Consider the following 23,827-nt stretch of genomic DNA (forward strand, 5'->3'; position numbering starts at 1 on the left):
AAATCGGGATTTTACGGGGTTTTAATGGTGGGTGACACAGTTCATTTGAGAATACCCAAGACAGGCATACGAAAAAGCCAGTAACCACGGTACTTACCGCTCTTTTCGGTTTATTTTTCAGACTTCTTCTATACTTAATTTTTGTTTTCTCAAGGAAGAGGAACGGGATTATGCCAATGCCCAGAAGTCAGCAGGTTTGCTTAGACGATACCCCTTATTATCATTGCGTGGCTCGATGTGTGCGTCGTGCTTTTTTGTGCGGTGAGGATCCATTTACTGGTGCGAGCTACGAACATAGACGCAGTTGGGTTGAGCATCGTTTGCTGTTCCTCGCGAGTGTCTTTTCGATCGATGTGTGTGCCTATGCGGTGATGAGTAACCATCTTCATGTTGTGCTGCATATCGATTCAGAGACTGTGAAAAACTGGTCTGTCGTGGAGGTGTTAGAGCGCTGGCATAAGCTTCATAAAGGCACGACCTTTACTCAGCAATATATGCTTGGCGGCACGCTTCCAGCTTATGTGACCTCTGTAGTGGAAGCCGCCGCTGAAACTTATCGAGCACGCTTAACAGACATTAGCTGGTTTATGAAAGAACTTAACGAGCCGATTGCACGGCGAGCCAATCTAGAAGACGAATGCACCGGCCATTTCTGGGAAGGACGCTTTAAATCCCAGGCTTTATTGGACGAAGCGGCGCTTATCGCTTGCATGGCCTATGTGGATTTAAATCCAGTCAGGTCGGGTATTAGTGACACTCCAGAAAGCTCCGATTTCACCAGTATTAAGAAGCGCGTGCTTGCCGTGAAAGAAAACAGCCAGCCCAAGACGCTGCATCCTTTTGTCGGTCATCCACGAAAAGACATGCCCAACGGTTTGCCTTTTAAACTGGCGGATTATTTAGAGCTGATCGAGATGACAGGGCGGATAGTGAAAGAGGGCAAAAAAGGCTCGATTGATGCCTCCTTACTTCCCATCCTACAGCGATTGAATATCTCGTCTGACAATTGGGTGTGTATTGCAACCGAGTTCGAAGCCAGAACAGGAAGAGTCGTCGGGCAGGTATCGTCCATTGACCAGTACTGTGAATCGCACCATCGCAGACGCAATCGAAAAAGCGCTCAGCTACTCGCCTGATTGAAATAGTCGAATAAATTACAAGGTATCAGCATGGCGTTGAGGGGTTCTCATGGCCAAAAACAGCCAAATAACCACTTCACTCAACGAGAATGTGCGCTCTAGCCTCATTCCTTCTTCTTATCGTTTACATCATTGTTTTATTCATTTCCTAGCCGCAAAGAGGTTGGCTACATTTTTTGTAAGCCGAATATCAAGTGTTTGTTTTAATTCGCTTTATGAAGTGCCTGTCTAGATATGAGGGTATTTTTTGTAAGTCGAATATCAAGTGTTTGTTTTAATTGGCTTTATGAAGTGCCTGTCTTGATATGAGAGTAGTCTTGATATGAGGGTATGAAGTGCCTGTCTTGATATGAGGGTAAAACGCGTTTTGTTGATGGCGTTTTACCCTGAGGGGTGGTTAGTAGCATTTTGCCTGTTTATGGCGGGCGACAAGGGTGTCGTAGACGGCGAGATTAGCCGGCATGTTGCTTTGTAAGTCGTTGATACGGGTGTCATGGGAGGGGTGGGTTGATAGCAGCTCTGGTGTTTTGCTGCTGCCGGCGGCGGCCATATTGCGCCAAAGTGTTACGCTTTCTCTTGGGTCAAATCCGGCTTTGGCCATGTATTCTAAACCCAGTAAATCCGCTTCGGACTCATGTGTACGGCTAAATGGCAAAATAATCCCCACTTGCACACCGATGCCGAGTGCTTGGAAAATCGCGGTTTTCTCTACCGACTCTTCGCCACTCAATTGATAGCCTAATGCCAGAGCTTGGCTGGTGGCCATTTGCGTGGAGACTCTTTCGTTACCATGGCGGGCGATCACATGGGCGATTTCGTGGCCTACGACCGCGGCCAATTGAGATTGATTTTTCGCCACGCTAAGAAGGCCAGTGTAAACGCCGATTTTATAACCAGGTAGCGCAAAAGCATTCACTTGTTTGTCGTCAAAGAGCACCACTTCCCAATCTTGATTGCGGTAATCGTCCGGTAATATGGCAATGAGCGCGTCGGCCACGCATTGTACTTGCTGGCGCAATTGGGCGTCGTCGGAGGCTGGGGTTTCTTTTTTCATGGTGGTAAATGACTCTGCGCCCATTTGATCCAATTGGCTGTCGGGTAGGGCAACGAACTGGGTGCGCCCTGTGGGCGAGGCGCTGCAACCGACCAGAAGTATCATCGCAGCCGCTAGGGCCACTTTCTGAGAATGCGTTATTAATTTCATATCTGAACCGCCTTAAAAATAGCCTGTTTAGGGTCGAGTTTCTTTTCATTCTAGCAGCAAATAATTCGTGCTCGCAGTGGGAGATTTGTTAATGGCGGTTCGTCCCCGATGACCTTGCGGCGCAGGTCGAGAAAGCGCGAAAAGTTTCTGTAAGAGAAAATTGTCTATATAACCGGTTTTTATGTCTCATCTAATGAAGATGACACTTTTTTATCGTCGCTTGAGTCGAGTATACTTATCGCCCCTCCATCAACATGTTACGAAGCATTTTATGACAGAATCCAGTTTTAGCTTAGATTTGGCCACTGAATTAAAGGCCATTGTAGGAAGTCAATACACCTTAACGGATGAAGACAAGAAGCAGCCATATTGTCAGGGCTTTCGCCTTGGTGGTGGTAATGCGTATGCGGTGGTGCGACCGGGCAGTTTGGTGGAGATTTGGAAAGTACTAAAAGCCTGTGTTAAGGCGGATGTGATTGTCATTATGCAAGCGGCAAACACAGGTTTGACCGGCGGTTCTACCCCGAATGGCGCAGAGTACGATCGTCCGATTGTGATTATCAGCACCATGCGCATTGATGATATTCAATTGATCGATCAAGGTAAGCAGATTGTTGGCTTGGCCGGCAGTACCTTGTTTGGCTTAGAAGAAAGGCTAAAACCATTCGGTCGTGAACCGCATTCGGTGATTGGTTCATCTTGTATTGGTGCATCGATTGTTGGTGGTATTTGTAACAACTCAGGCGGTGCCTTGGTGCAGCGCGGTCCTGCGTACACAGAAATGTCCTTGTTTGCCCAAGTGACAAGCGACGGTGAGCTGGAGTTGGTGAACAACCTTGGTATTGATTTGGGCGATACGCCAGAGCAAGTGTTAGAAAACCTTGGTAATCAAAGTTATCAAGAAAAAGACGTTCATTTCCCAGACAAACGCGGCTCGGATAACGAATACCAACAGCGGATTCGCGATGTCGACGCCGATACGCCATCACGCTTTAATGCGGACGCTCGCCGTTTGTTTGAAGCATCAGGCTGTGCCGGTAAATTGGCGGTGTTTGCGGTGCGCATTGATACTTTCCCGATTCCAGAAAAACATCAGGTTTTCTACATAGGCACCAACGATCCTGCGGTAATGGAACAAATGCGCCGAGATATGTTGTCGACCTTTAAAAACCTGCCTGTTTCGGGCGAATACATGCACCGAAGCAGTTACGACATCAGTAAAAAATACGGCAAAGACAGTTTCTTGGTGATCGATAAATTGGGCACCAAGTACATTCCTAAAATGTTTGCCATAAAGCGTGCGGTCGATCGCTGGGCAGGAAAATTTAAGTTTATGCCAAACAAGTTTTCAGATCGTATGATGCAATACATCAGCCAGCTGTTTCCGAATCATTTGCCGAAACGCATGGAAGAATACCGTGACAAATACGAACATCATTGGATTGTAGAAACCAGCAACGAGGGTGTTGCAGAAACCAAAGCTTACTTGGAAAACTTCTTTAAAGACAACGAAGGGGATTTCCTAGAGTGTACGGATCGCGAGGCGGATCAAGCGATTCTGCACCGCTATGTGACCGGTGGTGCATTGGGTCGTTACCATGTGATGAATGGCAAAGATCTGGGTTCCATCATGACCATTGACGTGGCATTCCCGCGTAATGAGCAAGATTGGTTTGAGCAATTGCCGCCAGAGATCGACGATAAAGTGGCGGTAAAAATGTATTACGGCCATTTCTTCTGCCACGTGATGCATCAAAATTACATCATGAAAAAAGGCGTGGATGCGAAGGCGGTTAAAAAGCAGATTTTATCCAGCTATGACGCTCGTGGCGCTGAATACCCAGCGGAACATAATGTTGGGCACGAATACATTGCGAAGCCTGCTTTGCGTGAGTTTTATCAAAAAACAGATCCGACCAACAGTTTTAACTCCGGCATTGGTGGCACCAGTAAACTGAAAAACTGGCAATCACTGGATGACAAACATCAGGGGTGTGGCTGCAAATAAATGCGTTTTTGATTAACAAAAACGTCTATTTAGAAGCCGAGGTGGAAACATCTCGGCTTCTTTTTTTTCAACCGGCAAGGGTCTGAAAAGCGCGCGAGGTTTGGCATCTTGTTGTGTCTCAGTATGGCACTTTTGCGGACAAATATTGTCTATGTGGTTTATGGTATGTTTTCCTTTATGGATGCGTTTTCCTTTATGATAGTCCGACAGTATTTTTGTTTTTACCTTGGAACCCCAAAATTATGAACAGTACACCCACACACAAGCCACGTCCGATGGTTGACCTTATGGTGAGTGTTATCTTGCCTTCTTTTATTCTGATGAAAATGAGCGGTGAGGACAAACTTGGCGTCAGTGGTGGCCTAGTTGCTGCGCTTGCGTTCCCACTTGGTTGGGGGCTGTTTGAGCTTATCAAGTACAAGAAATTCAATTTCATCGCTTTGTTGGGGTTAGTGAGTGTGTTGCTCACTGGCAGTATTGGTTTGTTTGAACTGGACAACAAATGGCTAGCGATCAAAGAAGCCGCGATCCCTGCATTGATCGGCATCGGTGTGTGGGTGTCTACTTTTACACGCTACCCTTTGGTGCGCGCTTTGTTTTTTAACGCCTCTATCATGGACGTCGATGCCATTAAGCAAAAGCTTGCTGAAAACAACAGTACCGCTCAATTTGAGCGTCAGTTGATGAAAGCCACTTATTTTATCGTGGCCTCTTTTGCTTTTTCCGCGACGATGAATTACATCTTGGCGAAATGGATAGTCACCAGCCCAGCGGGCACCGAAGCCTTCAATGAAGAGCTAGGGCAAATGACGCTATACAGTTATCCGATGATTGCGATTCCGTCTATGATCATGATGATGGGCATTTTTTATTACCTGTGGCGCAGTATTCATAAAGCGACAGGGTTAAAACTGGAAGAGTTGTTGGTTAAAAAATAGCATTTCCTTCGCGTAACACCGCCTGTTCGATCGTCCATGGCCCTGTTTATCACGCTAGATAAACAGGGCCATTTTTTATTTCTTCGTTCCCTTAGAGTCCTTTCATGATCCCTTTTTCGTATTAATGGGGCAGTCGCCTTGTTGTGCGTTTTGGCCAAGTCGCTTTTGGTGTTCCTCTAGTCGTTTCCAGCCACCTCTCTCGCGAATCGAAAAATTACACTGAGTTCATTGATGTTTACCAACTTTAAAACCTCGATTTTAATCAGGAAGGAAGAGCAATGAACGCAGCAGAGCTACATGATAAAGCCATAGTGATCGATGGTTTGATTTGTGCGAAGTGGAACCGTGAACTCTTTGAAGACATGGCCAAGGGAAAATTAACCGCCGCTAATTGTACTGTGTCTTTCTGGGAAAACTTTGAAGGTACCGTTCGTAATGTGGTTGAGATGAATCAGCTGATCGAAGCCAATAGCGATTTATTAACCAAGGTGTACACCACCAAAGACATCCATCGGGCAAAAGCAGAGGGCAAAACTGGGGTCATGATGGGGTTTCAAAATGCCCATGCGTTTGAAGACCAAATTGGCTATGTACAGATTTTTAAAGACCTTGGCGTGGGCATAGTACAAATGTGCTACAACACGCAAAATTTGGTCGGCACCGGATGTTACGAACGGGATGGCGGGTTATCCGGCTTTGGTCGTGAAATAGTGGCTGAAATGAACCGCGTCGGCATGCTGTGTGATTTATCTCATGTGGGGCCTAATACCGCCAAAGAAGTCATTCTCGAATCCAACAAGCCGGTCGCTTATTCTCATTGTTTGCCGTCAGGGCTAAAAGAGCACCCTCGCAATCGCAGCGACGAAGAGCTTAGGTTCATCGCCGATCATGGCGGTTTTGTGGGCGTTACCATGTTCACGCCTTTTTTGCGCGCAGGCGTCAATGCCACCATTGACGATTACGTAGAAGCGATTCGTTACATCTACAACCTAGTGGGCGAAGACGCCATTGGCATTGGCACCGATTTCACCCAAGGCCACGGCGAAGACTTCTTCGAATACCTAACTCATGACAAAGGCTATGCACGCCGTTTAACGCGCTTTGGGGAGATTATTAACCCGAAAGGCATTCGCACCGTGGGCGAGTTTCCTAACCTAACCGAGGCCTTATTGAAAGGCGGCTTCAGCGAGCGTCAAGTGTGCAAAATCATGGGCGAGAATTGGGTGTCATTGCTTGAGAACGTCTGGGGAGAATAAGAGGTTCTTGTTGTGACGTTCAAGCGATTTCGTTCATAGGGTTTTAATGTTCAGTTAATCAATTTAGCGACCAATGTCTTAGGAAAAAAATTATGGGAACTCATGCACCAGAAATGCCAATTGCCGTCGATGATGACACCGGTGTTTGGAATACCGATGCTTTGCCAATGCTGTATGTACCACGCCATTTTTTCGTTAATAACCATATGGCGATTGAAGCCGAAATAGGCGCAGATAGATACGCCGAAATTCTCTACAAAGCCGGCTATAAATCTGCGTATTTTTGGTGTGAAAAAGAAGCTGAACTGCACGGCTTTAGCGGCGATGAAGTGTGGCACCATTATTTAAAACGTCTTTCACAACGGGGCTGGGGCTTTTTTATTACCGAAGCCTTGGATGTGGCAAACGGCACCGCTAAGGTGCGCTTAGAAAACTCCGCCTTTGTGTACCATTATCAGCAAGAACACGGTTGTAAGGTGAATCGCAAGGTGGATTATATGTTCACCGGCTGGTTCGCTGGCGCGCTCGATCAGGTGGCCAAAAGCCAAGGGCTGACAGTGCGCAGCCAAGCCATTCAAACACAGAGTGCTGCAGAAGAAGGGTGCGATGTGGGCTACTTCTCGGTGTCACCACTGTAATCTTTTGACTTGTTGTCCGTTATTTTAAATAAGGCGGGGTTCTATTATGTCCCAGTATGATGCGTTGTTCGAGCCATTAAACATCAACAAATTGACGATACGCAACCGTATCGTCAGCACGGCTCACGCGGAGGTATATGCCACCGATGGGGGCATGACAACAGACCGTTATGTGAAGTATTACGAAGAAAAAGCCAAAGGCGGTTGTGGTTTGTGTATTTGCGGTGGCTCCAGCGTGGTGTCGATAGACAGCCCACAAAGCTGGTGGAGTTCCGTTAATTTGTCCGTCGATCGTATTATTCCGCACTTTCAAAATCTGGCCGACGCGGTACACAAACACGGTGGCAAGATCATGATTCAAATTACCCATATGGGACGTCGCTCCCGTTGGGATGGCGAAAACTGGCCAAACTTGATGTCGCCTTCTGGTATTCGTGAACCTGTGCATCGTGCGACCTGTAAAACCATCGAAGTGGAAGAAATCTGGCGCATCATTGGCGACTTTGCCCAAGCGGCACGCCGCGCGAAAGAAGGGGGCTTAGACGGTGTTGAGTTGTCGGCGGTTCACCAGCATATGATCGACCAGTTCTGGTCGCCACGAGTCAATAAACGTACCGATGAATGGGGCGGCACGTTTGAAGGTCGCATGAAATTTGGCATGGAAGTGCTAAAAGCGGTGCGCGCAGAAGTGGGGCCAGATTTTGTTGTCGGTTTGCGCATTTCGGGGGATGAGTTTCACCCCGATGGTTTAAACCACGAAGACATGAAGCAAATAGCCAAATACTTTGACGACACTGGCATGATCGACTATTTCGGTGTGGTCGGGTCAGGTTGTGATACTCACAACACCTTGGCCAATGTGATCCCCAACATGAGTTACCCGCCAGAACCGTTTTTGCACCTTGCTGCGGGCATTAAAACCGTGGTGTCTGTGCCTGTGATACATGCCCAGAACATTAAAGACCCAAACCAAGCCAAACGTATTATTGAAGGCGGCTATGTGGACTTTGTCGGCATGACCCGCGCGCACATTGCTGACCCGCACTTTATTGCCAAAATCAAGATGGATCAGGTCGATCAAATACGCCAATGTGTCGGCGCAAACTATTGCATCGATCGCCAATACCAAGGTTTAGACGTGTTGTGCATTCAAAATGCGGCCACTTCTCGAGAATACATGGGGTTGCCTCATACCATAGAGAAAACCACCGGAGTGATTCGTAATGTGGTTGTGATTGGTGGTGGCCCTGGCGGCATGGAGTCTGCTCGAGTTGCGGCTGAGCGTGGTCATAACGTCACCTTAATAGAAAGGGCTGAGGAGCTCGGCGGGCAAATTACCTTGGCCGCAAAAGCACCACAGCGGGATCAAATTGCGGGCATTAGTCGTTGGTTAATTATGGAGTTGGAGCGCTTAGGCGTTGAGATTCGACTCAATACGGCAGCCGATGAATCCTTGGTAAAAAGCCTGAGCCCTGATGTCTGTATTTTGGCAACCGGTGGCCGCCCTTTCCTTGAGCAAAACCCAGAGTGGGGCGCAGAAGAAGGCTTGGTGGTGTCCACTTGGGACATTTTAAGTGGCAAGGTAGAGCCGGGTAAAAACGTGCTGATCTACGACACGATTTGCGAGTTTTCAGGCATGTCGGCGGCGGATTATTTGGCCTCAAAAGGCGCTTTAGTGGAGCTGGTTACGGATGACATTAAGCCCGGTGTTGGCATTGGCGGTACCACCTTTCCGACTTACTACCGTTCGCTGTATGAAAAAGACGTGATCATGTCTTCTGATTTGATTTTGGAAAAAGTCTACCGCGAAGGGAGCAACCTGGTGGCGGTGTTAGAAAACGAATACACAGGCCAGCAAGAAGAACGCGTGGTGGATCAAGTGGTGGTGGAGAATGGCACGCGTCCAAACGAGGATTTGTATTACGCCTTAAAAGCCTCGTCTTGCAATAAGGGGCAAATCGACATGGAAGCCTTGTTTGATATCAAGCCTCAACCTGTGCTTGAAGCAGAGGGTAACGCGGCGAGTGATGGCATGATTTTATGGCGTCTTGGGGATTGTGTGTCGCAGCGAAATACGCATGCGGCGCTGTATGATGCTTTGCGCCTTTGCAAAGATCTTTAATGGTTAGAGCGCTCGTTGATGAGGATTCATCATGGTTATTGACTGGTTACCTTCAGTTTTAATTACGACGCTGCTTGTGTTGGCGGTGGTCGGAGGGGTGCGGCGAGCCAATTTATGGCGCGCCGGACAGCCGGAAAAAGTGAACATAGTGGCGGGTTTATTGGCGCTGCCAAGACGCTATCTGCAGGACCTTCATCATGTGGTGGAACGGGACAAATATATGTCTCGCAGCCATGTGGCGACGGCCGGTGGTTTTGTTTTGTCGATGATTCTGGTGATCTTGGTGCATGTGTTTGGTGTCTCTAGCCAGCTGCTGGCGGGGGCATTATTGGTGTCTCTGGTGCTGATGTTTGTGGGTGCTCTGTTCATTGCGAAGCGTCGTTTACATCCCCCTAGTCGTTTATCGAAAGGGCCTTGGATGCGATTGCCGAAAAGCTTATTGATGTTTTCGCTGACTTTTTTTGTGCTCACGCTTCCTATGGCAGACATTTTGCCTGAAGGCACTGGCAGTTGGTTGCTGACGCTGGTGTTGTCGATCGGCATTGTTTTGAGTTTGTCTGAAATGCTGTTTGGTATGACGTGGGGCGGGCCGATGAAGCACGCTTTTGCTGGCGCTTTGCACCTTGCTTTTCATCGTCGCCCTGAGCGTTTTGGGGGGGGGCGCTCTACTGGGTTAAAACCTGCCGTATTGGGTGGGGATGTTCACGGTGTGGCCAAACCGAGCGATTTTAAATGGAACCAATTACTCGGTTTTGACGCTTGTGTGCAGTGCGGTAAATGCGAAGCCATGTGTCCGGCGTTTGCGGCTGGACAGCCATTGAACCCGAAAAAGTTGATTCAAGATATGGTGGTTGGTTTGGCGGGCGGCACAGATGCAAACTACGCCGGCAGCCCTTATCCAGCCGGCAAGGGCGACGCAAAAGTGTTGGGCAACGCCAAAGGTGGGATCGATAATGTGATCACCGCCGGTCTCATTGATGCCGATACGTTATGGTCTTGTACCACCTGTCGTGCCTGTGTTGAAGAGTGCCCTATGATGATTGAGCACGTGGACGCAATAGTCGATATGCGACGCTTTCTGACAATGGAAAAAGGCAAAACGCCCAATAAGGGCGCTGAGATCTTAGAGAATATCATAGCGACGGACAATCCAAACGGTTATGCGCCAGCGAGCCGAACGCATTGGGCGGCGGATCAGAATTTGCCCTTGATGAAACAAAAGCAAACCGCGGAGGTTTTGTTTTGGGTATCCGATGGCGCTTTTGATATGCGCAGTCAGCGTATTCTCCGAGCTTTTGTGGCTCTAATGAAAGCCGCTAATGTGGACGTCGCTATTTTAGGTGACGAAGAACTTGATTGTGGCGATGTGGCAAGACGATTGGGCGACGACGCTACCTTTCAGCAGTTAGCGACGCGTAATCTGGCGACGCTTGGTAAGTATAAATTTAGCAAAATAGTCACCACTGACCCTCACGCTTACCATTGTTTGCGCAATGAATACGGTGATTTTGATGTGGATGGTGTCTTGTCTAAAGGAGGGTCAGGCCAAGGCGTTGAGGTTCTTCACCATACCACCTTCTTGAATCAATTGGTGCAACAGGGGTTACTCAAACTGAGCGCTTTTAAAGGCGGCAAAGTCACCTATCATGATCCGTGTTATCTGGGACGCTACAACGGCGAATACGAGGCGCCAAGAGCACTGCTAGAATCATTAGGCATTGAGATCGCGGAAATGGAGCGCTCGGCTTTTCGCTCCCGTTGTTGCGGTGGCGGTGGTGGCGCACCTATTACTGATATTCCAGGGGAGCGACGTATTGCAGACATGCGAATGGAAGACATTACCCAGACTGGGGCTGAGTTAGTCGCGGTAGGCTGTCAGCAATGTACGGCGATGCTAGAAGGTGTGGTTGAGCCGCGTCCAGTGGTCAAAGACATCGCTGAAATTCTGCTAGGTCAGCTTATTGAGGAGGTGCATTAATGACGACTTCTTCATCCGCCATCGTGCGCCGAGATCCTCGTAAGGAATGGATTGCACGAAATCGTTTGCACCCGCTGCATCATGAGGTGATCAGCGAGGGATTAGGGCATGTTATTGGGCCGAGTGGATTGCCCCGTAAAAACCCTCATCAAATTGGTTTTATTGGCCCTAATGGCATTAAGCGAATTGATCGTCTTAAGGGCAATGGGGCAGCCGTCAGCCAGCCTCATCAGGCTAAGTCATCGGACACGGTATTGCCATTGCATACGGTGACGGCCCCTGATTTTTATATTTTTGTGGTGCCAGATTTAGTCGGCGGCCGCTTGTCTGTTCATGATAAAGACATTTTAGGCCTCGCTCATGCTTTGCAAGCGGACATGGAAGGCAAGGGCGCGGTGGTCGCCGTGTGCTTTGGAGACACCAAAGAGGAACACTTTGATCTTGCTGGGGTGGATCGTTTGATACAGCGAACAAGTGATGAGTTTGATGGTTTTTCCCCTGAAGCGAGAGCGGCAGCGTTAACTCAGATGGAGGAAACCTGGGCGCCAAAACATTGGTTGTTTCCAGACAGCGTGCATGGTGGTACGGATTTAGCGTCGCGTCTCGCGGCGAGTTTAGGAGAGCGACCTGCCTCACAAGCATGGCAAGTGACGCCTGAGAAGGTTGTTTGTCGTGGCGCTGGTGGCAGCCTTGATATTGCCAGACAAACACCGCGTATTGTGATGGTGTTAGAAGAGTGTGGCAACGCCATTGATGAAACGCGTCACCAAGTCTTGCCGTTGGAAATGCCTGCTTTTCATGAGCACACGCCTCGCATACTCGATCGAGGTCAGGTGGCGGTGGACCCTAATGAAATTCCATTAGCAGAGGCTGAGTTCATCCTATCCGCGGGCAATGGTATTCATAATTGGCCGCAATTTCATCAGACCGCTGAGGCGCTGGGCGCCACAGAAGGGGCGAGTCGGGTGGCGGTGGACGACGGTTTTATGCCGCGTTTTCGCCAAGTGGGCGCTTCTGGCACCTGGGTCACTGCGCGCGTGTACATGGCTGTGGGGATTTCAGGGGCGATTCAGCACATGCAGGGAATCGGCCAGTGCGACAAAATCATAGCCATTAACACGGATGCCGGTTGCGACATGGTAAAGCGGGCGAATTTAAGTGTGATTGACGATAGCGACCTTGTGTTATCAGAGCTGATGCTGCTTGCTCAGGCTTATGCCAGTGAGCATGGAAATCAGCAAGGAAGCAAAAAACAGGAGAACAGTGATGCCGCTTAATATTGTTTCCTTAGTGTCGGTGGGGCGTCATCCTCAATCGGGGCGTGCACGACGCGCAGAACAAGATTCACGGGCGGTAGAGCTTGGTTTGAAATTGGCCGATACGGCCTTGACTGTGCTTCATGTGGGTAACCCAGATGACCCGATATTACGACAATATGCAGGCATGGGCTTGCCTTCTTTAACCGTCTTAAAACAAGAGGATAGCGTCGATGCTGTGCCTGTTCTACAGCGTTTTTTAGAACAGAAAAACATCGACATAGTGCTGACCGGTGTCCGTGCTGAAAGCGGCGAGTCATCTGGTATGGTGCCGTATTTATTGGCGCACGCGTTAGGCTGGCCTGTGGTGGCGCGGGTGGCGGACATTGTCGCAGTTAAGGATGGCAAGGCGGAAGTGCTGTTGGCCTTGCCTCGTGGGCAGCGCCGTGCAGTGAGCATTCAATTGCCGTTTATAGCGAGCATGGACCATGCCGCGGAAGCGGCTCGCCAAAGTGCCTTTGCCGTTGGTTTACGAGCGACAGTAGAAAGCGTCGAGAGTGTTGGTGAAGTGGATCAGATTCGTGTAGATTGGCAAGAGTCGGTGGCAAAAATTCGTCCGAAACGTCTAAAAACGGTGAAAGCGAAAACCGCGGCTGAACGCTTCAAAGCGGCCACGGCAAAACCCGAAGGGGGCACTGGCAAGGTGATGAAAAACGAAACGCCAAAAGAAAAAGCACGCGCTATTTTTGATCTTTTACTAGAAGAAAAAGTGATTCGCTAGGTACTAAACTATGATGATTGTAGACTTGGTTGATGAAGTAGATTTTAAAGAAAAGCTGATCGCGCTCGGGGCGCCTATTCGCCAAGAGCAGAGCTTAGAAGAGGTGCGCGATGCGACCTTAGCCTGGTTAAAAGAATGCCCTGAACAGATCTCTTTTGTGCAGCAGCTTTGCCAAGAGATGGAGCATAATGAAGTAACCGTTCTGCCGGAAGTGAAAGCGCTATTGCGTCGTTTTGTCAGTTTTACTGGCATAGCATAAGCGGATTATTGGCTCATGATGTGAGCGTGAAACCACCAGAATCACAGTAAAACGGGCGCTCTGTAAGCGCCCGTTTTTTTGTGCCTGACATTCAGTTATCGTTAGGGTGCCTGCAGGTTTTTCTTGATGGTATTGGCGTACCATTCTAAAAAGTTAATGATGCCAAATTCATAGGTTTCTGAATAAGGCCCTGGCCGATAGCCCATGGAGTTAATGCCTAATTGGTTGCGTTCGCCAAGTACTTTGTCTTGCTCGTTGGTGGCATCCCAGACGTGACGCAGTTTTTCTGGCTCGTAATCAACGCCTTCTACCGCGTCCTTGTGCACGAACCACTTTGTTGTCACTATGCTTTCTTGAGCCGACACCGGTAACACGCGAAACACAATGAAGTGATCAGATTGCATGTGGTTCCAAGAGTTAGGCAGATGCAAAATTCGCATTGAGCCCAATTCAGGATTTTTCACTCGGCCGAGCATTTTTTGACAAGCGGCGCTGCCATCCATAGTCATGACCTTGGTGTTCTTTTTCAATGGCATGCGCACCATGCGGTTGCGCTGCGACGAACCAAAGCTTTTGTGTTGATGGGGAATGCCTTCGGCGTCCCATTTTGCCGCTTGCGCAGTGTAATGGTCTAAGAAATCTTGTGGGGCACGAGGGTCGTTTGTGTCGTCCCATTCGAGCAAGGTGTTCAATAATTCTGGGTGGCTGCCTGCACAGTGATAACATTCGCGATTGTTCTCAAGTACCAGCTTCCAGTTGGCGCGTTCGTACATGGTCGATTCCGCCGCCAGTTTGGTGTTCTCCACATCGTAGGGTTCCATGTACTCATCAAGAGACGCTAGAAACTCATCAAATTGATCGTTAGGAGCGGTCTCGCCTAAACACACAAAAATAAAACCGCCAGCGTTTTTGCAATGGGTCGGTTTTAGGCCATGCTGTGTTTTATCAAAATTCTCATTCATCTCGGTGCCAGCAAACAACAGCTTGCCTTTTAAATCATAGGTCCATTGATGATAAGGGCAAACGAGATTGGCAACCTTGCCACGATGCTCGCTGCAAATGATAGAGCCTCGATGGCGGCAAGTATTGTGGAAGGCATTTATGTTGCCGTCGGCATCACGCAGCACTAATACTGGGTTTTGTCCTACCTCAACCGTGAAGTAGTCGCCTTTTTTGGGAATTTCACTGGTCATGCCAACGAACAACCATTCTTTTTGAAACACCTCTTCCATATCAATACGAAACATGTGCGGATCGTTATAGAGCGCGGCCTCCAAAGAGTGGTTTTTGAGGCGCTTATCCAGTGCGCTGAGCATGTCAGTGCGAGCCTCATCAAGGGTAGCGTGGCGGACATTGAGTAGATCGTTTTGGTTCATCTTTCTGGACCCTTAATAACAAAAAGAATAGTGCATGGGGTGTCAAACTGACGGTGGTTTGTTTGCTACTCAAGCGCGCCGAATGGGGGATTCTTGAGCGATAACATTAGGCTTATCTTCTCCCAATGACGGCTTATTAAAATGCCTAATCGCGACATGCTGTGACATTCAAATCGACCGCTCATGGCTTGAATTACGTGGTCTTGACTGCAATGAGCAAGTTATTGTCGTTTAGAGTTAATTGGTGCGCACAAAGTCGAACGAGAATGAGCGAAATACCAGACAATAGCGTCACTAATTGGGAACTTTCTATGACTGATTCGACTCCTGCTGTAAACGCGGATTACTTAGCCCCAGTAAACACTCAAACTTGGGTTAATGGCCGTCACAATGTGCGTTGCGTAAAAGTAATTCATGAAACGTGGGACGTGCGCACTTTTTGTTTTATGGCGCAACAACCGGTGATGTTTTTCTTTAAGCCTGGGCAATTTGTTACCTTGGAATTAGAGATCAATGACAAGCAAGTGATGCGCTCTTATACCATTTCGAGCTCGCCATCGGTGCCTTACAGTTTTTCTATTACGGTGAAGCGTGTTCCGGGTGGGGAAGTGTCCAATTGGCTTCATGACAACATGGTCATTGGTAGTGAAGTGGCAGTGCACGGGCCTGTCGGTCAGTTTAACTGCATTGATTTTGCCGCCGAGAAAGTTCTGCTTCTGTCTGGTGGCGTGGGGATTACCCCCGTTATGTCGATGGCGCGTTGGTGGTTTGATACGAACGCCGATGTGGACATTACTTTTATCCATAGTGCGCGTTCGCCTCGTGATGTCATTTACCCTCGTGAGCTGGATCATATGGCATCGCGTTTGGATAATTTTGGTTTGTACTTGATTGTCGAGCGCATGGAAAACGGGTTGCCATGGCAAGGGTATCGCGGTTTCTTTGATGAAGATAAGTTGAAAATGATTTCGCCAGATTTTATGGAACGAGAGATTTTTTGCTGTGGCCCAACGCCCTATATGAAGGCAGTGAAACAATTACTGCAAGAACATGGTTTTGATATGTCTCATTACCATGAAGAGTCCTTTGGCGCGACCCCAGACAATGTGGTGGAAGATGCGTTAGAACAAGCGGAAGTCGCGCAAGCAGAAGCCGATGCGATTAACCAAGAAGATTTACTGCGTGTGGAGTTCACCAATACCGGCAAAAGTATCCAAGTTTCTGCGGGAGAAACCTTGCACACCGCGGCCGCAAAACTGGATTTAATGATCCCCAAAGCTTGTGGTATGGGGATCTGCGGTACTTGCAAAGTGTTGGTGAAAACAGGCCAAACTCAAATGGATCATAACGGTGGTATCACCGATGAAGATGTAGAAGACGGCTATGTTCTGTCGTGTTGCACCGTGCCTAAGTCTAATGTTGTTGTAGAATTTTAATTAACAGGCTATTTTTGTTAAATGCTGGATCAATAAAAGAGCAATGGTGATTTAAAACAGTGCGAAAACAGAAAAACGACGGCGTTTTAGCCTGACAAAAAGAGAGCCGTAAAAGACGTTTTATTTAAGGGTTGAGGAGGGTGTCTTATCTGACATGACTTGAGCCGTAAATAGAAACGTCTTTTTGCTTATGCGTCTTTTTATCAAACGCCTGATTTTCTGTGCTTAAAAAGCGTTTAACTGCCATTTGGCTTGGTTATATTGATGTGGTTTTACCCTAAATAATAAAAATAGTATTTTCTTTAATCTTGGTCTGAATTTTGCCTAAGTTTAAAGAGTGAAAATAAGAGGGCACAGACATGGCTACGACAACACACTCAGTATCTCCTCACGAGGCAAAAAAGGTGATCAAGGTAGGGTTTTTACTACTGGATCATTTCACCATGATTGCGTTGGCTTCCTCGATAGAGCCATTGCGAATGGCCAATCAGTTATCCGCAGAAGAGCTGTATAGCTGGCAACTCATTTCTGAGGATGGACAGCCTTTATCCGCGAGTGATGGATTGAGCCTGACACCAGATTTTTCCATTGCGAATGCGCCTGAGCTAGATTTGATTATTGTCGTGGGTGGGTTAGATATTACCCGTGCCTTTACCGCGAAGCAGGTCTCTTGGTTACAGCAAAAAGCCCGCAAGGGTGTTCACTTAGGCAGTATTTGTACTGGGGCTTATGTGTTGGCGCATGCGGGTTTGTTGGATGGCTATAATTGCAGCGTTCATTGGGAGTGCTTAACGGCCTTGCAAGAGCGTTTTCCTAAAGTAAATTGCAATAATTTGCTCTTTTCTATTGATCGCAATCGAATCACTTCATCCGGTGGCAACGCCCCAATGGACATGTTTTTGACCATGATTGCTCGTCAGCATGGTGCAAAGCTCTCGAATGCGGTGTCTGATATGTTTATTTGTGAACGTATTCGTACTGAGTCTGATCAGCAACGTATGCCACTGCGCCAATTGAATAATGGCGGAGGCTGCAAACCCAAATTGGTCGATGTGATTCAGTTGATGGAAAATAACTTAGAAGAACCAATAGAGCTGGATGAAATGGCGACCTTTGTGGATGTGTCGCGTCGGCAAATAGAGCGCATGTTCCATAAATATTTGGATTGTTCACCATCGCGCTATTATCTGCGTTTGCGACTAGACCGAGCTCGTCAATTATTAAAACAGTCGAATATGTCGATCGTGGAAATTTCCACCGCTTGTGGCTTTATATCCACCCCGCATTTTAGCCGCTGCTACCGTAAACACATCGGTATTTCGCCGCGAGACGAACGTAAAATGGCGTGGAGCCATGTGGACCTAGTGCCAGCGGCGACCACCTCCAATGAAACGGGTAATTTTGTGTATATGGCCCATGCCTCTTCGGCACTTAATAATGCGCATGCAGAACCCAGTTATGGCTCGGTTGCCATTTAAAACTCTTTTTATCTGGTGAATGAAGAATACGGATAAAAAAAGGGAGCGCAGGCTCCCTTTTTTTATGTCCATAAATAGTATATTCTCCGTTTTTTTACTTTTAATTGGCTGTGTTTTTAAAAAGTATCTATCATTTTGATCTCTTTTTGTTAAACCTGAGGTTTTATTTTTTAATTTCTAGTAGGTTGTCTACTCTTCACCAAGACTTTGTCTTGCTTGGTACTATTCATAAAGGTGGTGTTTATGCACGGTGTTGATTAGATACTGCTGTCTCTATATTTAAAGGACTAAATCAATGAAATATTTTGTAGGTGTGAATGTTAAAACTGAACTTGGGATAGAAAATCATAAGTTTGAGTTGACTCATGACGAAGTGTTAGGGGTAAAAAACGCAAGAGATGGTCTTGTTAGAATTCTTGATCTTGAATGCATATATGATCAGATCGTTGAGTGTTTGATTGAATTTAAAACAAGTTTGTATAAGTTTAATTTGAAGTCAGCTCACGGCTCATCCAGCCTTGCTTTTGACTATAAACATATGCATGAGATGCGAAGTGAGTTAAATCGAAGAGCATTTAATTTATTGAATTTTGGAAAATTATATTTAGATAAACATTTTCGTGCGAATAAAAAAAATGACGAATCGTCGACATCAATAGACCATAGAACTTCATTTTTGGCTAGAGTCTGCGGGAATAAAGATTATCTTGATATTGTTGAGAGTAGCTACCTAAAAGAATATGAAGATAACAATGAATATGCTCTAGCTTGTATTTTGCGAAATCTTTCTCAGCATACAGCTTTACCTATTAATACCATAAGTCGAGAATCGAGTAGGAAAGATGGCTCTGTTTTTTCAATTTTTTCTGTACCTATGAATAAATTTAAAATTAAAGTGAAAAAATCAAAAGATAGAAAAGTATTAGAAAGATTTTCAGATGTTGTTGATTTACATTTAGTGCTTGATGGTTATGTTCATGCTATTGGAAAGTTTCATGAGCAAAATAGAAGATTAGTAAATGTAAATGAAAAGATTAATGTTGGTGTAATTGGTGATCTTGTAGGGGCTATAGATAGAAAATACCCTGGAAGATGCTTTCCATTATTTCTCTGTGAATCAAACCGTCTCGAAGGTTTCAATGAGGTTTTTTCTCTTTCTCTTGATTGGTTTGATACAGTTTTGCATTTAAGAGAAAAAAATCGAAGAACAGTAAATTGGAATGAATTTGAGTTTTCTGAATATTCTTTAAAAGAGAACTAACCTTTTCGAAAACTGTTTTCTTTTGTTTTTTTAAATTTCAGCACTTTCGATTGTCGCAATTTAGATATGAATTGTTTTTATTAAAAAAGGGAGCGCAGGCTCCCTTTTTTACGCCTGTTTTTTGGTTGTTAAAAACCTATTGATGGCAATACAGGAGCGTTTCTTTGTGCACTTGGCTTCTTTCTGAACAAGACCAGTTCGGGTAGCTTTCCTGACTATCAGTTCGTTGTACGATGAAAAAAGGCTGATGTTGCGAAGGCAACCAAGAGTTTAGTGCTCGAGAGCGCTGTAAGGCTTTACCTGCTGAATAAAACTCGGCCGAAAATGGTCGGTGTCTTAAGTAAAACAGATCCGCATCGGCGTGTTCTTTTTGCGCTTTCCAGCTGGTCATTATATTGGCCTCTGAACGAGCGTCACCATAGTGAAAATGAAGAGCGCCAATAAACACAATCAAAATAGCAGGGGTAATAAAACCAACGCCATAAAGCCAAGACGGCAGCGCTTTTTGGTGATGGTAATGAACCACTAAGAGCGCGGCAGCCGGCAGAGCAGGCATGACATAGGTTAATAAAATGTTCCCCGCAAAGGTAAACAAAAGCAGTGGCGCGAGCAGCCAACAGAGTAAGAAACAACCGAAGCCATTGGCGGATTCTTGAGTGTCCTGACCGGATTTCAGCAACCTGACCCATTGCGCAATGATGATGGGCGTCCAAGGCAGTATGGCGACTACGCCATAAAGCCAAATAGTGCCACGGACTTTCTCGTGGGCGGTGCCATATAAATCCCCTTGCCAACCACCAATAACAAAGCGCTTGATGTGCTCGCCGACAATAAAGTAATCCAAAAATCCGGGGGTTCGATATTCAGCGAGTGCATACCAAGGCAAGGCAATCAGTAAAAACAGAAGGCTACCATAACCCCAAGGTAGAGCTTGCCAGAGTTTTTTCCAACGGGCATTAGGCAGCAACCAAAGCGTCAAACTGATGCCAACCAGTACGAGAGCAAGCGGGCCTTTTGAGAGCATGCCGAGCGCCAAACCAACAAAGAATAGGTAACCCCAAATAGGGTGTTTTTTGTTCCAAGCGAACCAGAAGCTGACCATGCTAAGGGTAATGGAAAAGGTTAATGCGGTATCGGTTGTGACGGCGCCAGAAATCAGGATAAACGAGAAGGTGGAGGCGAGTACACTGGCCGAAAACAGTCCCATTCTTCTTGATTGGAAGTGGGTTTTTGCCAATAAATAGGTCAACCAAAGTACGCCTAGTCCCACCAAAAGATGAGGCAGTCGAGCAGCCAGTTCAGTGATACCAAAGAGGCTGAATCCGACACTGCTCAACCAGGTGAACATTGGCGGTTTTCCCCAAAATGGCACATTGTAATCAAACATGGGGGTTACCCAGTTTCCTGTTTCTACCATGATGCGGGCCATTTCGCCGTAGCGTGCTTCTGTGGTGTCCATCAATGGGTAGAGACTCAAGGATAATAAGCGTATTACGACACAGCCAAGCAGCAGCAATAAGAGACTCTTTGAAGAGGGTAAAGCGTTTGTATTACGGGGCATACTCTAGTTCCTGATGGGCAAAAGTGGGGCGGTTTAAAGACTCTTCCATAAGGACATAGAGTGGTCGTTGTTTGGATTCAATGAACAGGCGCCCGACGTATTCGCCAAGCACGCCAATCGACAGAAGCTGAATGCCGCCTAAAAACAAAATCATCAACATGGTGGAAGGATAACCGGTCACCGGGTCTCCCCAAATAAGGGTTTTGGTGAGTATCACTAACGCCATAATAAACGCGCTCAGGGAGGTGAAAATGCCCGCCATGGTCGCCCAGCGCAAAGGCTTGGTACTAAAAGAGGTAATGCCTTCGAGCGCCAAATGAATCAGTTTTGGGTAATTCCATTTTGTGGTGCCAGCCAAACGAGGGTCTCGGTCAAATTGCAAAATGGTACGTTTAAAGCCCGGCCACGCAAGCAAGCCTTTCATAAAGCGAGTGCGCTCTGGTAAGCCATTAATCACGGACACGACTTTTTGATCCAGCAGGCGAAAGTCACCGACGTTCTCAGTGATCGGCTGATCGCTCATTTTCGACATCAGTTTGTAAAACAGACGAGCGCTAAAGCGCTTCAGGAAATTTTCTCCATGGCGTGCTTTACGTTGCATCTCCACTACTTGAGCGCCTTCTCGCCACGCTTGTACCATGTCTTTTATGCATTCTGGCGGGTCTTGTAAGTCGGCATCCAGTAGAATGGCGCATTGCGCCGTGGACGCTTTTAACCCGGCACTGGTGGCCGCTTCTTTACCGAAATTACGGCTTAATCGCAAGCATTGTACTTGATGGATTGTATGGCGAAAGGTTTTGACGAGGCGCCAGCTGAGGTCTGTGCTACCATCATCGATGTAAATGATTTCGCAGTGTTGACCAAGCTCATCTAGAGCGCGACAAACCCTTTCATGACAGGCCGCGAGTACATCCATTTCATTTAAAAAAGGAATGATGACACTAACCAATGCTTGTTCTGATTTTGGCTTTCTTGTTGGTGCTTTATAAAGGTAGGGTACTGCACTCATGATTCACCTTTTGCGTACTCTGATTTGAATACTGACATGTTACTCAATGGGGTGTCGTAAAAAGGTGATTCACTTTTTTTTCATGCTAATGCGCCTAATTTAGCCTAGCACAGATGCGACCTTGCTAGGCAGACAGAGACAGAGAACGAATGAAACTACTATTGGTTGAAGATCACAAAGATATTGCTGGGGTTATTTTCGATTATTTCGAAATCAAAGGCGACATTCTGGACTACGCAAATAATGGCGTGCAAGGCCTTGAGCTGGCAAAAAATGGGCATTACGATGCGATTATTTTGGACGTCATGTTGCCTAAAATGGACGGGTTAACCGTTTGTCGATTATTACGAGAAAGCGGTAAAGACACACCGGTTTTGATGCTCACAGCGCGTGACACAAAAGACGACATTTTGAATGGTTTTACCCATGCCGCAGACGATTATCTGATTAAGCCGTTTGACTTGGAAATTTTGGATGTGCGTTTACAGGCGCTCATTCGCCGTCGTAACGGCGGGGTCGCCAACCGAGTGTTAACCTTCGGTGCTTTGACCTTGGACATGAACACGCGAGTGCTACAAAGGGAAGGCAGTCGTTATTCTCTTAACCCTTCGCAATACACTATTTTGAAATGCCTAATGAACCGTGCGCCGGAAGTGGTGAGCAAAGAAGAGATTTGTGATGCTTTGTGGGGCGATGAAGAGCCAGACAGCAAAGTACTGCGCAGTCATATTTATCAGTTGCGTAGCTTGATAGACCGCCCGTTTGAACACGCCTACTTAAGGACGATCTCAAAAGTGGGCTATCGCTTAGTGGCGGAAGGCGAAGAATGAAGCTGATAAGAACCTCTAAACAATTAACCGTTACTTATTTCTCCATCGTTGCTTTCGCGATTATTGCTTTCCATTTTTCTATGCTGGTGTCGATGATAGAAAACATGGAATCGATTTACGCCAAAACCCGTATGGATAAAGACATTGCGACGGCGACCCAGATGTTTCAGGGCACGACACTCACTCATGTTTCTGTTCCTCCGTTTTCAGAGGCTTACTTAGGTAAACAGAACTTACCTTCTTGGGTGGTTTTAGAAGACGATGTGTCTGACGATAAGCCTTATCACCTAGACTCAGATTCCGATACGAATCTTGAGTTTTTTTCCATGCTTAAGAAAGTGACGATCAATGGGCAAGTGCGAGACCTCTATTTGATCCACTACGATGAGATTTATGAAACCAGTGAAGCCAAGATGTTTGATACTCAAACCATCCAATTGGTTATCTCTCTGTTGTTGTTGGTGGTCAGCTTATGGGTCGTAATGCGTATATCTAGTCGCTTGACGGCCCCTTTGTCGAGCTTGTCGAAAAACTTAGCATCACGCAGCCCTGAGGATTTCGTGCCGATTCCGATTCCTGATGGCGCAGCAACACGCGAAATACATCAATTAGTGGATCACTTGAACGGTTATCAGAATCAGATTAGAAGCCTGATTGATCGCGAACGAGCCTTTAACCGTAATGCGAGTCATGAGCTGAGAACGCCTCTGATGGTCATGCGAGGTGGGTTGACCTTATTGGGCAAGTCAGACTCTAAAGAGTTTATTGAGCGTCAGCGAGTGCGCATGATACATGCTTGCCAAGAGATGGAAGATTACATTACCACCTTGTTGTCATTAACCCGAGATGAGGACCCTGAAAACCTCTCGTTCCGAGAAGTTACGCAAGCAGAGCTGAACTTAATCTGCCGTGCTCATACAGACTATCAGCCGAAGTCGTCGGTGGTATTAGAAACCCTTGCGCAAGGTGTCGTGCATACGAAGTTGCCGGTTGCGGCTTTGCATATTCTTATCGGTAATTTGGTTAAGAACGCGCTTGCATGCACTGAAGAAGGCTTGATTCAGCTTATTATGCTGGATAATGAGATTAAAGTAGTAGACACAGGCTGTGGTTTGGATGGTAAACCGCACGGTGAAAGTTATGGTTTGGGCTTGATGATTGTGCGTGATATTTGTGCGAAATATCGTTGTGAATTTAGTTTAGTAAACAATGATGACGTAGGTTGTACCGCTACCGTGTTGTTCCCATTAGAACAAGAGGTCTGATGTTTCTCGATGGCTTTGGGTTTACGTCATCA

At 46.8% G+C, this 23,827-nt stretch carries 19 protein-coding genes; 15 read left to right on the top strand and 4 right to left on the bottom strand.

What is annotated here, in order from left to right; translation table 11 throughout:
* Nucleotides 1–170: 170 nt before the first annotated feature.
* Nucleotides 171–1,136 (top strand): transposase, encoded by a 966-nt coding sequence (locus E0D71_RS10005; RefSeq protein WP_133003164.1) that lies wholly within the window; start codon nt 171–173, stop codon nt 1,134–1,136.
* A 400-nt stretch (nt 1,137–1,536) separates the two neighbouring features.
* Here the strand turns inward: E0D71_RS10005 and E0D71_RS10010 are convergent, their stop codons facing one another.
* Nucleotides 1,537–2,343 (bottom strand): M48 family metallopeptidase, encoded by an 807-nt coding sequence (locus E0D71_RS10010; protein ID WP_133003165.1) that lies wholly within the window; start codon nt 2,341–2,343, stop codon nt 1,537–1,539.
* A gap of 271 nt (nt 2,344–2,614) precedes the next feature.
* On the opposite strand from E0D71_RS10010, the gene dld reads away from it, so the two are divergent.
* The 9 genes from dld to E0D71_RS10055 all read left to right on the top strand — a co-directional run bounded on the left by dld (nt 2,615) and on the right by E0D71_RS10055 (nt 13,579).
* A complete protein-coding gene (gene dld, locus E0D71_RS10015; RefSeq protein WP_133003166.1) occupies nt 2,615–4,351 on the top strand; it encodes a D-lactate dehydrogenase in 1,737 nt (578 codons plus the stop codon).
* Between the two features lie 242 nt (nt 4,352–4,593).
* Nucleotides 4,594–5,289 (top strand): VC0807 family protein, encoded by a 696-nt coding sequence (locus tag E0D71_RS10020; RefSeq protein WP_133003167.1) that lies wholly within the window; start codon nt 4,594–4,596, stop codon nt 5,287–5,289.
* Nucleotides 5,290–5,567: 278 nt separating this feature from the next.
* Nucleotides 5,568–6,545, top strand: a complete 978-nt coding sequence (locus E0D71_RS10025) for a dipeptidase (protein WP_133003168.1) — start codon at nt 5,568–5,570, stop codon at nt 6,543–6,545.
* Between the two features lie 92 nt (nt 6,546–6,637).
* Nucleotides 6,638–7,183, top strand: coding sequence for a DUF5943 domain-containing protein (locus tag E0D71_RS10030; protein WP_133003169.1), 546 nt, complete (start codon nt 6,638–6,640; stop codon nt 7,181–7,183).
* A 46-nt stretch (nt 7,184–7,229) separates the two neighbouring features.
* A complete protein-coding gene (gene dgcA / locus E0D71_RS10035) occupies nt 7,230–9,305 on the top strand; it encodes a dimethylglycine demethylation protein DgcA (protein ID WP_133003170.1) in 2,076 nt (691 codons plus the stop codon).
* Nucleotides 9,306–9,336: 31 nt separating this feature from the next.
* Entirely contained in the window at nt 9,337–11,283 is a 1,947-nt protein-coding gene (locus E0D71_RS10040; protein ID WP_133003171.1) for a (Fe-S)-binding protein, read from the top strand.
* Nucleotides 11,283–12,560 carry an electron transfer flavoprotein subunit alpha/FixB family protein gene (locus E0D71_RS10045; RefSeq protein WP_133003172.1) on the top strand — a complete coding sequence of 426 codons (1,278 nt, stop codon included), beginning with the start codon at nt 11,283–11,285 and terminating at the stop codon, nt 12,558–12,560. The genes E0D71_RS10040 and E0D71_RS10045 overlap by 1 nt, the downstream gene beginning before the upstream one ends.
* Nucleotides 12,550–13,320: an electron transfer flavoprotein subunit beta gene (locus E0D71_RS10050; protein ID WP_133003173.1), complete on the top strand. Its 771-nt coding sequence runs from the start codon at nt 12,550–12,552 to the stop codon at nt 13,318–13,320. The genes E0D71_RS10045 and E0D71_RS10050 overlap by 11 nt, the downstream gene beginning before the upstream one ends.
* A gap of 10 nt (nt 13,321–13,330) precedes the next feature.
* Entirely contained in the window at nt 13,331–13,579 is a 249-nt protein-coding gene (locus tag E0D71_RS10055) for a hypothetical protein (protein ID WP_133003174.1), read from the top strand.
* A 101-nt stretch (nt 13,580–13,680) separates the two neighbouring features.
* Here E0D71_RS10055 and E0D71_RS10060 read toward each other — a convergent pair whose 3' ends face one another.
* Nucleotides 13,681–14,955: an aromatic ring-hydroxylating dioxygenase subunit alpha gene (locus E0D71_RS10060; RefSeq protein ID WP_133003175.1), complete on the bottom strand. Its 1,275-nt coding sequence runs from the start codon at nt 14,953–14,955 to the stop codon at nt 13,681–13,683.
* Between the two features lie 311 nt (nt 14,956–15,266).
* Here E0D71_RS10060 and E0D71_RS10065 point away from each other — a divergent pair, with 311 nt between their 5' ends.
* The 3 genes from E0D71_RS10065 (at nt 15,267) to E0D71_RS10075 (ending at nt 19,130) form a co-directional block, all read left to right on the top strand.
* Complete coding sequence (locus E0D71_RS10065) at nt 15,267–16,391, top strand: hybrid-cluster NAD(P)-dependent oxidoreductase (RefSeq protein WP_133003176.1); 1,125 nt, start codon at nt 15,267–15,269, stop codon at nt 16,389–16,391.
* Between the two features lie 359 nt (nt 16,392–16,750).
* A complete protein-coding gene (locus E0D71_RS10070) occupies nt 16,751–17,869 on the top strand; it encodes a GlxA family transcriptional regulator (RefSeq protein WP_133003177.1) in 1,119 nt (372 codons plus the stop codon).
* A gap of 295 nt (nt 17,870–18,164) precedes the next feature.
* Complete coding sequence (locus E0D71_RS10075) at nt 18,165–19,130, top strand: hypothetical protein (protein WP_133003178.1); 966 nt, start codon at nt 18,165–18,167, stop codon at nt 19,128–19,130.
* A 136-nt stretch (nt 19,131–19,266) separates the two neighbouring features.
* Here the strand turns inward: E0D71_RS10075 and E0D71_RS10080 are convergent, their stop codons facing one another.
* Nucleotides 19,267–20,691 carry a glycosyltransferase family 39 protein gene (locus E0D71_RS10080; RefSeq protein WP_133003179.1) on the bottom strand — a complete coding sequence of 475 codons (1,425 nt, stop codon included), beginning with the start codon at nt 20,689–20,691 and terminating at the stop codon, nt 19,267–19,269.
* Entirely contained in the window at nt 20,681–21,700 is a 1,020-nt protein-coding gene (locus E0D71_RS10085; protein WP_133003180.1) for a glycosyltransferase family 2 protein, read from the bottom strand. Before E0D71_RS10085 ends, E0D71_RS10080 begins: the two co-directional genes overlap by 11 nt.
* Before the next feature lie 149 nt (nt 21,701–21,849).
* On the opposite strand from E0D71_RS10085, the gene E0D71_RS10090 reads away from it, so the two are divergent.
* Together E0D71_RS10090 and E0D71_RS10095 are read left to right on the top strand one after the other, a co-directional pair.
* Entirely contained in the window at nt 21,850–22,530 is a 681-nt protein-coding gene (locus E0D71_RS10090; protein ID WP_133003181.1) for a response regulator transcription factor, read from the top strand.
* On the top strand, nt 22,527–23,795 hold the full coding sequence (locus E0D71_RS10095) for a HAMP domain-containing sensor histidine kinase (protein ID WP_133003182.1): 1,269 nt from the start codon (nt 22,527–22,529) through the stop codon (nt 23,793–23,795). Before E0D71_RS10090 ends, E0D71_RS10095 begins: the two co-directional genes overlap by 4 nt.
* The last annotated feature ends 32 nt before the right edge of the window (nt 23,796–23,827 follow it).

Source organism: Marinomonas sp. KMM3893, assembly GCF_004352855.1.
Lineage (GTDB): Bacteria > Pseudomonadota > Gammaproteobacteria > Pseudomonadales > Marinomonadaceae > Marinomonas > Marinomonas arenicola.